We start from the raw sequence: 3,202 nt of genomic DNA, 5'->3' as shown, positions 1-3,202 counted from the left end.
ACAAACAGAATGCTATCGCTGCATAGTTGAACAGTGATGTTCAGCAGTGTTCAGCGTAAATGTATCAGCTGCCTATTGCAGCATCAAAAAAAGAAAGTCTTCTAGGTTGGTTAGGAAGGTCAGCACCTCAGCGGTTGTTCGTTCTTCATCTGGGGATCCCAACTGGACGGCCTGTTGAATCAGCTCTCGAACCGGCGTTGGTCCTTGAAGCAGTGGCGCCAACCAGCTCACTTTCTCGGCAGGGATGCTGATCCGCCCGTGGGTGGCCCCTGTCCACTGCATTTCGTAGGGCCGCTTCTCTTGCAGGGCTTTGCTGTACTCCTGGCGAAAGCGGGGGTTGTCCATCAACAGGGGATTGAATTGTACGGATCCCGACAGCCAATCTTCGTCACTCCAGGGCAGCACCGGCGAAGAGCCGGCATGCTCCGCCCAAAAGTCGATGAGGCGATGGACAGGGCGAAGGAGTTCATACAGATGCAGCCGCTCCATGATGCTGAGGGTTGCCAACCGCTGCCGCACAAACTCAGGCACCTCTTTAAACAAAGACTCCACCGACCAGTCGGGCCTATCCACCAAGCTCAAAAAGCTCAACCCCGCCTGCTGCAACATGCGAAACAGGTCGGGGATCGTGAACCCCTTGTCGTTGGAGAGTAGGTAATTATTCATAATGGCCGCATCTTCGGCATAGTTGGCCGGGTTCCAGAGCACCGCCTGGGCCACTTCTTCCCGAAGGGATCCCATAAACTCCCGCACATTCTTGGCCCCTACTGCTGGCGGAACGTCAAATTGCCCCACCTTTTGCAACCCCTCTTGCAGGCGGAAAAACACCTGCCGTTGGTAGCGGCTGTGGAGATTGGCCCGGATGATGCCATCGGGCTTGAGGACATTTTTCATGGCCCGCAGGCCCTCGGTGGGATCCTCCAGCAAATACAAAACATCATTGAGGCTAATGAAATCAAACTGGATCCCCAGACGCTCCAGCTCCAGCAGATTGAGGACATAAAACTCGGCATCTGCGAAGCCGTGGTGGCGCAGGCGTTCCTGGGTGAGCTTCACCGAAGCAGGAGACAGATCACAGGCAACGATCTGGGCCCCTGGATTGGCCTCGGCCATCATCAACGTTTCCCAACCGGAGCCACAGCCGGCATTCAACAACACCTTGCCCTCCGGCGGGACGATGGTATGGGTGCGCAGGTACTGAGCCGTGGTATAGCTCATCTTGAACATCTCCGGCAGGGCGTTGCGGGCCGTCTGCGAGAGGGGCACATTGGGGTAAGGCAAAGCCTCGTAAAGGCTTAAAGCCCGTTCTGAAGCCGAGAGGGCGGAGCTGGCCATGGGCAGGGAGAGGCTCAACGGTTCAACTTATGATTGAGTGTAGCCCCTGTTCGCGACAGCCTCAGGGATCCGCAAAAAACTTGCCATGGCTACTGCTTCCTTGCCCCGTCGTCGCTCTCGCTTCTCCCTGGCAGGCACTCTGGCCGCCGTTGGGGGGGCGTTTCTGTGTGGGATCCTGGTGGTGCGGCTGCAGTTGCCGATGCTGGAGCGGATCAATCTGGGAGAATTGGAAAATGCCGAGGCCCGCAAAAACCGCAACATTGCCCTGGCCAATACGCTGGGGTGGCTGGGCTACCGCAACTTGGGGGCTTCCTGGCTGTGGCTGGAGCTGATCCAGTACTACGGGGATGCACCGGCTCGCACCCTGACTGGCTATGGCCTGGCCTACGACTACTTCGATCACATGCTGCGGCTGGATCCCCATTTCCTCTTGGGCTACCGGCTCTCCAGTTTGGTGTTGGCCTATCGGGCCGGCCAGCCGGAAAAAGCCGTCGAGATTTTGGATCGCGGCTTGCAGCAGTTCAACCCCCAAAACAACCCTGACGCCTGGCGACTCTACGTGGATCGTGCTCTACTTAACTTTATGTTTCTGGGGGACGCGGAAGCGGGCCGCACCGATTACTACCAAGCTGCTGCCTGGCGAGAGCAGGTGGGCCTGCCTGGAGATGAATTTCGTCAACTAGGAGATAACATCGCCCGCAGTTCTCTCAGCAGTCCTCTCAGCCGCCGTGTCCAATTCGATGTTTGGCTGAGCGTGTATAACTCCACCACCGACCGGGATACCCGCCTGTTTGTCTTGGAACAACTGGTCCAGTTGGGTACCGTGCTGCAAACGCTGCCTACGGGGGAGATCGAGATCCTGCCCCCTCCTCTGCCCGACTTCCCCGACGAAGAACCCTATCGCTTGCGCCTGTGATTTGATCCGGGGGACAAAGATTGCGCCTTAGGGCTGTGACGTTGCCCCAAAAGGTGAGCTAAACTCTAACCCAAATTAAGCCAACCCAACGGGCCGACTCTTCAAGAGCCGCAGCTTTCCGCTGGAAAAGTTTGCCTCTCTCACGTAGAGAGTAGCTGGCCCTGCTGACTTTGCAATGAGAAATTGCAATGCGAAAACAGTGGCCAGCCCCGTAGCAAGTCCTGGAGACGGTCTGGGGTTCCGGTTGGTTCCCGAAACTTCCCTATCTTATTATTTCTTAACTTTTGTTGTTCTTGTTCTGCACAATAGGAGTGACCCCCATGACCTCAAGAACTTCCCTTCTGATGACTGTGGCTGTCCTTTCGGGCAGTTGGCTTGTTCTTCCGGCGGCAGCACAATCTTCCGGGACGGCCCGGGTGCGGTCGGTGGTGGATGGGGATACCTTCTGGGCGGACTTGAACGGCAGGCCAACCCGTTTCCGTCTGGCCTATGTGGATGCGCCAGAGCTAACCCAAGGGCGCTGGGGGCGGCTATCCCAAGAGGCTCTGCAAAACTTGCTCCCGACGGGATCCCTGGTGCAGGTGGATACCCTCTATGTCACACCGGAAGGGCTTCACATTGCCCAGGTGTACAACGCCGATGGTTTGGTGAACTTGGAGATGTTGCGCCAGGGTCAGGCGGTGGTTTACGAGCGCTTTTTGCACGGGGCCAATCGGCAACGCTACCTAGAAGCCCAAGAGGCGGCCCAAGCGGCGCGGTTAGGCTTCTGGCAGCAACGCAATCCGGTGATGCCTTGGGAGTTTCGGGAGACGGCCACGCAAACCTCGGCCTTTGCGGGGGTCAATGTTTTGGATGGTTCTTTGATTCGTGAAAATCCGGCGGCGGCTGCGGGTGTGGGGATTGCTACCGCAGTGGTGGTGGTGGGTCTGAGCAAAGTGCTGTGGAGAAAGC

General features: G+C 57.5%; 3 protein-coding genes. 2 read left to right on the top strand and 1 reads right to left on the bottom strand.

What is annotated here, in order from left to right:
* Positions 1-72 precede the first annotated feature (72 nt).
* Complete coding sequence (locus NW837_RS15125) at positions 73-1,335, bottom strand: class I SAM-dependent methyltransferase (protein WP_414332445.1); 1,263 nt, start codon at positions 1,333-1,335, stop codon at positions 73-75.
* 85 nt (positions 1,336-1,420) lie between these two features.
* Here NW837_RS15125 and NW837_RS15120 point away from each other — a divergent pair, with 85 nt between their 5' ends.
* Entirely contained in the window at positions 1,421-2,251 is an 831-nt protein-coding gene (locus NW837_RS15120; protein ID WP_414332443.1) for a hypothetical protein, read from the top strand.
* 344 nt (positions 2,252-2,595) lie between these two features.
* A partial coding sequence (locus tag NW837_RS15115) for a thermonuclease family protein (protein WP_414332441.1) occupies positions 2,596-3,202 on the top strand: 607 nt, incomplete at its 3' end.

The organism is Synechococcus sp. R6-10 (genome assembly GCF_047461815.1).
In the GTDB taxonomy this organism is placed as follows: Bacteria; Cyanobacteriota; Cyanobacteriia; order Thermostichales; family Thermostichaceae; genus Thermostichus.
Note: the sequence above shows the minus strand (reverse complement) of the source record. Positions and strands in the feature narration are given on the sequence as shown.